The organism is Saccharopolyspora sp. 6V, from assembly GCF_020176785.1.
GTDB lineage: Bacteria > Actinomycetota > Actinomycetes > Mycobacteriales > Pseudonocardiaceae > Saccharopolyspora_C > Saccharopolyspora_C gregorii.
This window is the reverse complement of record NZ_JAIUKB010000042.1, coordinates 61729-68793: the sequence shown is the minus strand read 5'-3', so window position 1 is coordinate 68793 and position 7065 is coordinate 61729. Positions and strand designations below refer to the sequence as shown.

Below are 7065 nucleotides of genomic sequence, written 5' to 3'. Positions count from 1 at the left end.
GCCGGCATGCCCCCCGGCCGATCAACCCCCCCAACAACCCCAGCCCGCCGTCCCTTCAAAAGTATTGCGGCGCCCCGCAATCATAAATTTTGAGGCCCACCGACAAAAAAGAGGGGGGGGCCCCCCCCCCCCCCGCGCCCCGGGGGGGCCCCGTCCGGGAGTCCTTCGTCAGCCGTTCTCGGCGATGTCGGCGAGCACCGCCGCGATCGTGCGCACCGGAACACCGGTGCCGCCTTTCGCGGTGTAGCCGTGCGGCGAGTTCGTGTTGTACGCCGGGCCGGCCACGTCGATGTGCGCCCACGGCAGCCCGTCGCGGACGAACTCCTTCAGGAACAGGCCCGCGGTGAGCATGCCGCCCCAGCGGTGCCCGGCCACGTTCGCCAGGTCGGCGAGCTTCGAGTCCAGGTCGCCGCGCAGCTCCTCGGGCAGCGGCATCGGCCAGGCGCCCTCACCGGTGGCCTGCGAGAGCTTCGCGACGCGGTCGCGGAAGTCCTCGTCGCCCATCACGGCGGGGGTGCGCTTGCCCAGCGCCACCACCTGCGCGCCGGTCAGCGTGGAGGTCTCGATCAGGTAGTCCGGCTCGTCCTCGCCCGCGCGCACGATCGCGTCGGCCAGGATCAGCCTGCCCTCGGCGTCGGTGTTGAGGACCTCGACCGTCTTGCCGCCGTACATGCTCAGCACGTCGCCGGGCCGGTACGCGGTGCCGGAGGGCATGTTCTCCACCATCGGCACGGTCGCGGTCACGTCCAGCGGGTAGTTCAGCTTCGAGACCAGCACCATCGTGGCGATCACCGCGGCGGCGCCGGACATGTCCGAGGTCATCTCGTCCATCGAGGCGGCCGGCTTCAGCGAGATGCCGCCGGTGTCGAAGGTGACGCCCTTGCCGACCAGCGCGACCTTCTTCGCCGCCTTCGGGCCCTTGTGCCGCAGCCGGACCAGGCGCGGCGGGCGGCTCGAACCGGCGCCGACGCCGAGGATGCCGCCGTAGCCGCCCTTGCGCAGGGCCGCCTCGTCGAGCACCTCGACCTCCAGCCCCGCGGACCGGGCCAGCTCGCTCGCCCGGTCGGCGAAGGACCCCGGGTACAGGTCGTTCGGCGGGGTGTTGATCAGGTCCCGGGCGATGGTGACGGACTCGCCGATGGCGGTGCCGCCCTTGAGCGCGTGCCTGGCGGCGTCGTCCTTCGCGTCCGGCACGACCAGGTCGACCTGGTTCACCGGGTCGTCGCCCGGCTCGGACTTGTACTTGCGGAACGAGTAGGCGCCCAGCACGGTGCCCTGCACCGCGGCGCCCAGGTCCAGCGCGCCCAGCGTGGTCGCGGCGTGCGCGACACCGCTCAGCGCGCGGGCCGCGGCACCGGCGGCGCGGCGCACCTGCTCGCCGGTGGGGGAGTCGCCGGTGACCTTGCCGAGCCCGACGGCCAGCAGCACGTCCGCGCGCAGCCCGGAACCCGCGGGCAGCTTCACGACCTCCTCGGCCTTGCCGCTGGCGCCGAGGGTCGCGAGCACCTTCGCCAGGTCGCCGTCGAAGGCCGCGGCCACCTCCTCGCCGCCCGGTGCGATCTCCGGGCCGTCCGCACCGGCGATGGTGCCGATGACCAGGACGTCCGCGGTGAGTTTCGCGGCTTTGGTGTCGGTGAGGGCGAGTTTCGGCGTGCTCACGTGTGTTTCCTCCGGGCGGTGTCGCCGTCGATGGGGATCTCGGACGTAGGGACTGTCCCCGGCGGGCCTGACCTGGTCGGAGGCCGTCCCGCGACCGCCACTGTAGATCGGGCGGGCCGCGGTGGGTCCGACAGGCGGTCGCGGTGCGACCGGCCGCGCCGTAGGTCCGAGCTTAGCGCTGCGCCGATCATCGCCAGCGGTTTTCCCGCGCGGGAGCGCGTCGGCGCGGTCCGGTGGGAAAGCGCACCGGGACGGGCCGGTGCCGGTGCGTAGGCTGGGCCGCCGCGGACCCGGGCGCGACCGGCCGCGCGGCGCCCGCCGGGCCGCCGCCGCGGGCGTGCCCGGTCGGCGTCGACCGGCAGGCGGCTGCCGGTGGGGACCGCGTTCTGCAAAGGTGGACGAGTGGGGCAACAGGTCGCGGAGCAGCAGGCGGCAACCGGTGCGGGTCCCGCCGCGGGCGGACCTCGGCGGTCGCTCGGATCGGCGCTGCCGCTGGCGCTCGGCGGCATGCTCGGCGCAGGCCTGTTCGTCGGCATCGCCCCCGCCACCCTCGCCGCCGGGCGGCTGGTGCCGCTCGCGATCCCGCTGGTGCTGGTGGCGGTCGCGTGCTGCGCGCTGGCCTCGGCGCACCAGTCCGCCAGCTACCGCGGCCCCGGCGCCGGCTACGCGTGCATCCGGGCGCGGCTCGGCGTGCTGCCCGCGCGGTTCGGTGCCGCCACCGCGCTCGCCGGGCAGGTCGCCGCCCTGGCCGCGGTCGCGGAGGTCATCGTCCAGCACGCGATGCCCGCCGCGCCGCCCGCGATCGCCGCGGCGATCGTGCTGTTCGTCGTGCTGGCGGCCACCGCGGGGCTGCGCATCCGCGGCGCCGCGGCCTGGGTGTGGCTGCTGCTCGCGCTGGTCGTGGTGGGGCTGGTCGTGGCGGTGTGCTTCGCGATCGAACCGCCCGCGGGCCTACCGGTCGGTCCGCCGCGGGGCGACGGGGCCATCGGCATCACCGGCGCGGCCGGGGTGCTGTTCTTCGGCTTCCTCGGCTTCGAGCGGCTCACCGCCCCGGCCCACGAGCAGGACCGCTACCGCGGCAAGGTCGTGAAGTGGGCCGTGATCGCCGCGCTGGTGGTGACCGGCGCGGCGGTGCTGCTGCTGTCGACGGCGCTGCTGCACCAGCTCGGCCCGGCCCGGCTCGCGCTGTCCGGGCAGCCGGTGCTCGACGCGATGGACGCGGCCGCGGGCGGCGGGTTGCGGCCGCTGGTCGGCACCGCGGTGGGGTTGGCGCTGTTCCCGGTGCTGCTGGGGATCCTCGAATCGCTGCGCTCCACGGCGCTCGCCGTCCAGCGCGACCAGGACCTGCCCGCGGTGCTCGGCCGGACGAGCCGCGCGGGCACCCCGTACCTGCTGGACCTGTGCGCGGGCGTCGCCGCCGCGGTGGTGGCGCTGCTGGTGCAGCCGGTCGCCGCGATGGCCTTCGCCTCCTGCTGCCTGCTGGTGCACCACGCGCTGGCCAACGCCGCCGCGCGGGTGCTGCTCGCGGACGACCAGGTGTGGCGGATGCGGTCCGCGTGCCTGGGGATGGGATTGGCCGTGATCCTGGCCATGAGCATGCCCGTCCATGCGATGCTCGGAACTCTCGTGGTGGTCATCGCGGGTCCGCTGCTGGCGGGCCTGGTCTCTCGGCGCTGGAGTTGAGGTCGGCATGCTCGAACGCGGTCCCGAACGTGGTGCTCGGCCGGACCCCGCGGACCGGTGGGAGCCCGGCTCGGACATCCTCTACCGCTTCTGGCGCCTCGACGGTTCGCTCGGCACCGTGCACCCGGCGCGGGTGGTCGACGATCGGCCGGACCGGTTGCTGTGCTGGGTGCTGCCGGGAACGCCGATCCGCATCACCACCTCGCCGGACGGGCGCACCCCGCGGGAGCTGCCGCTGCACGAGCGGTTCTCCGGCACCCGGGTGCCCGCGCTGTCGGTGTGGCGCACGACGGCCACGCTGCGGTTGGTGTTCGCCGAGCAGTGGTCCTCGGTGTGGTGGTTCTTCGAAGCCGACGGCAGCTTCCGCAACTGGTACGTGAACCTGGAGGTGCCGCTGGGGCGGGACGCCACCGGCGTCAACCGGGTGGACGGGGTGCTCGACCTGGAGGTGTTCCCCGGCGGGAAGTGGTCGTGGAAGGACGAGGACGAGCTCGCCTCCGCGCTGGCCGCCGGCCGCATCGACCAGCGGCGGCTCGACCGGCTGCGCGCGGAGGGGGAGCGGATGGCGGACCTCGCCGAACGGGAGCTGTTCCCGTTCGACGGCAGCCACTGCGACGCCCGGCCCGATCCCGGGTGGGCGCTGCCCTCGCTGCCCGCCGAGCTGGTGCGCTGAACCCGCCGGTCAGGCCAGCGCGAGGAAGAAGAACAGGCCGAACACGGCGGTGAGCGCCGCCAACCCGCCGACCTGGCCACCGCGCAGGTCCTTCGGGAACAGCGTCTTGTGCTTGCCGTACCACCAGAAGCCCCACCAGGCGACGCCCGCGCCGCCGACGATCGCGCCGAACCAGCCCAGCCAGGCGTACCCCCACAGCACGAGCAGCCCGCCGCCCAGCGGCAGCAGCAGGCCGAGCGCGGCCGCGAGCGTGTCCTGCTGGACCGTCGTCGGTCCCGTCACCGGCAGGTTCTCCTGGTCACCCATGGCCTCATCATAGAGGTCCGAACGGATCACCGGTACGTCTCCGGGAAGACCGCCTGGAACGGGTTCGGGCAGCCTCCGACACTAGGAGGACCGACCGATGACACACCGGTTTCCACTGTTCCGAGGCGCGCGATACGGTACGGGCATGACAGAACTCTCGTTCTCCCGGATTCCCAGTTCGCATCCCGCCACCGAGGCGCACCGCGCGGACGTACTGGCGAATCCCGGCTTCGGGAAGTTCTTCACCGACCACATGGCGACGGTGCGGTACTCCACCGAGCGCGGCTGGTACGACGCGAAGGTCGAGGCCTACCACCCGCTGCAGCTCGACCCGGCGACGACGGTGCTGCACTACGCGCAGGCGATCTTCGAGGGGCTGAAGGCCTACCGGCAGCCCGACGGCGCGATCTCCGCGTTCCGCCCGGAGCAGAACGCGCGCCGGTTCCAGCGCTCGGCGCAGCGCATCGCGATGCCGGAGCTGCCGGAGCAGGTGTTCCTGGACTCGCTGCGCGAGCTCGTCGACGTCGACCGCGCCTGGGTGCCGGAAGCGGGGGAGAGTTCGCTGTACCTGCGGCCGTTCATGATCTCCACCGAGGTCAGCCTCGGCGTGAACCGCCCGGCCAGCGAGTACCTGTACCTGGTGCTCGCCTCGCCCGCCGGCTCCTACTTCTCCGGTGGCGTCAAGCCGGTCACGGTGTGGCTGGGCCACGAGTACGTGCGGGCCGCGCCCGGCGGAACCGGGGCGGCGAAGTTCGCGGGCAACTACGCGGCCTCGTTCGCCGCGCAGGCGCAGGCCGTGGAGAACGGCTGCGACCAGGTGGTGTGGCTGGACGCGGTGGAGCGGCGCGCCGTCGAGGAGATGGGCGGGATGAACCTGTTCTTCGTCTTCGGCTCCGGCGCGGACGCCCGGCTGGTCACCCCGGAGCTGTCCGGCAGCCTGCTGCCCGGCGTCACCCGGTCCTCGGTGCTGGAGCTCGGCGCCGACCTGGGCCTGGCCGTCGAGGAGCGGCGGATCACCACCGACGAGTGGGAGAAGCGCGCCCGCTCCGGTGAGCTCACCGAGGTGTTCGCCTGCGGCACCGCCGCGGTGATCACCCCCGTCGGGCACGTGAAGCACCAGGACGGCGAGTTCACCGTCGCCGACGGCAAGGCCGGTGCGGTGACGATGAAGCTGCGCGAGCGGCTCACCGCCATCCAGCAGGGCACCGCGCCCGACCGGCACGGCTGGATGGTCCCGCTCGCCTGACCGAACCCCCTGCTCGGCGCCCCCTCGTCCCGGCGAAATCGAGGGGGCGCCTTGCTTTCGGCCCGGGCGGGTTGTCGGTGCCCCGGCGTAGCTTCCGATGACGTGGACCACGTCAAGGGGGCGAAGATGTCGAACCGAGTGCTCCTGCTGATCGGCACCCGCAAGGGATTGTGGCTGGCGCACCGCCACCGCGGGGACTGGGAAGTCACCGGGCCACACCTGCCGATGGCGGAGATCTACGCCGTCGCCGCCGACACCCGCGGTGCGCCCCGGCTGCTCGTCGGCGCCTCCAGCACGCACTTCGGGCCGAGCGTGGTCACCAGCGACGACCTCGGCGCCACCTGGCAGGAACCGGAGGTGGCGCCGATCGCGTTCCCCGCCGACACCGGGGTCGCGCTGGAACGGGTGTGGCAGCTCGCGCCGGGTCCCGCCGACCACCCGGAGGTCGTGCACGCGGGCGGTGAGCCGTCCGCGCTGTTCCGATCCGAAGACCGCGGGCGGACGTTCCAGCTGGTCCGCGGGCTGTGGGGCCACCCGCACCGGGAGCGCTGGGAGCCCGGGTTCGGCGGGCAGGCGGTGCACACCGTGCTCGCGCACCCGCACGACCCGGACCGGGTGGTGGTGGCGATGTCGGCGGGCGGCGTCTACCGCACCGAGGACGGCGGGGACAGCTGGCAGGCGAGCAACCGGGGCATCAGGGCGTACTTCCTGCCGGACGAGTACCCCGAGTTCGGCCAGTGCGTGCACAAGATCGCCCAGCACCCCGCGGAGCCGGAGCGGTTCTTCCTGCAGAACCACCACGGCGTGTACCGCAGCGACGACGGGGCGGCGAGCTGGCGCTCCATCGCCGACGGGCTGCCCAGCGACTTCGGCTTCCCGATCGTGACCCACCCGCACCGCCCGGACGTGGTGTTCGGGTTCCCGCTGACCGCCGACGCGACGCGCTACCCGCCGGGCGGGCGCTGCCGCGTGTACCGCAGCGAGGACGCGGGGGAGACCTGGACCGGGCTGTCCGAGGGGTTGCCCGACCGGTTCTGGTCCGCGGTGATGCGCGATGCGCTGTGCACCGACGACGCCGACCCGGCCGGGGTGTACTTCGGCTCCCGCAGCGGCGAGGTGTACGCGGGCGGCGACGACGGGGACCGCTGGGAGCGGATCGCCGCGCACCTGCCCGACGTGCTCTCGCTGCGCGCGATGAGCTGGTGAGGTGGTGGCGGTGCGGGTGACGTTGGTGCTGCCGCTGCTGCTGCGCGAGCACGCGGGCGGGCGGCAGCGGCTGGAGGTCGAACCGGGGGAGGCCACGCTGGCGGGGGTGCTGGACGTGGTCGCGGCCCGGCACCCGGCGCTGGAGCGGCGGCTGCGGGACGAGAGCCGCGGGCTGCGGCGCCACGTCAACTTCTACCTCGACGGGGAGGAATGCCGGTGGCTGGACGGCGCCGGATCGGAGGTGCGGGACGGGACCGAGGTCCGCGTCATCCCCTCGGTCGCCGGTGGTTGA

The 7065-nt window shown here is 73.8% G+C and carries 7 protein-coding genes; 5 read left to right on the top strand and 2 right to left on the bottom strand.

What is annotated here, in order from left to right; translation table 11 throughout:
* Positions 1-168: 168 nt before the first annotated feature.
* Complete coding sequence (locus LCD35_RS10070) at positions 169-1659, bottom strand: leucyl aminopeptidase (protein ID WP_225044076.1); 1491 nt, start codon at positions 1657-1659, stop codon at positions 169-171.
* Between the two features lie 402 nt (positions 1660-2061).
* Between LCD35_RS10070 and LCD35_RS10065 the strand changes: the two genes are divergently transcribed.
* Together LCD35_RS10065 and LCD35_RS10060 are read left to right on the top strand one after the other, a co-directional pair.
* Positions 2062-3342, top strand: coding sequence for an APC family permease (locus LCD35_RS10065; RefSeq protein ID WP_224955296.1), 1281 nt, complete (start codon positions 2062-2064; stop codon positions 3340-3342).
* A 7-nt stretch (positions 3343-3349) separates the two neighbouring features.
* Positions 3350-4015 carry a DUF402 domain-containing protein gene (locus tag LCD35_RS10060; RefSeq protein ID WP_224955297.1) on the top strand — a complete coding sequence of 222 codons (666 nt, stop codon included), beginning with the start codon at positions 3350-3352 and terminating at the stop codon, positions 4013-4015.
* A gap of 9 nt (positions 4016-4024) precedes the next feature.
* Here LCD35_RS10060 and LCD35_RS10055 read toward each other — a convergent pair whose 3' ends face one another.
* Entirely contained in the window at positions 4025-4321 is a 297-nt protein-coding gene (locus LCD35_RS10055) for a hypothetical protein (RefSeq protein WP_224955298.1), read from the bottom strand.
* A gap of 145 nt (positions 4322-4466) precedes the next feature.
* Here LCD35_RS10055 and LCD35_RS10050 point away from each other — a divergent pair, with 145 nt between their 5' ends.
* The 3 genes from LCD35_RS10050 (at position 4467) to LCD35_RS10040 (ending at position 7065) form a co-directional block, all read left to right on the top strand.
* On the top strand, positions 4467-5567 hold the full coding sequence (locus LCD35_RS10050) for a branched-chain amino acid aminotransferase (protein ID WP_224955299.1): 1101 nt from the start codon (positions 4467-4469) through the stop codon (positions 5565-5567).
* Positions 5568-5693: 126 nt separating this feature from the next.
* On the top strand, positions 5694-6773 hold the full coding sequence (locus LCD35_RS10045) for an exo-alpha-sialidase (RefSeq protein WP_225044075.1): 1080 nt from the start codon (positions 5694-5696) through the stop codon (positions 6771-6773).
* A 10-nt stretch (positions 6774-6783) separates the two neighbouring features.
* A complete protein-coding gene (locus LCD35_RS10040) occupies positions 6784-7065 on the top strand; it encodes a MoaD/ThiS family protein (RefSeq protein ID WP_224955301.1) in 282 nt (93 codons plus the stop codon).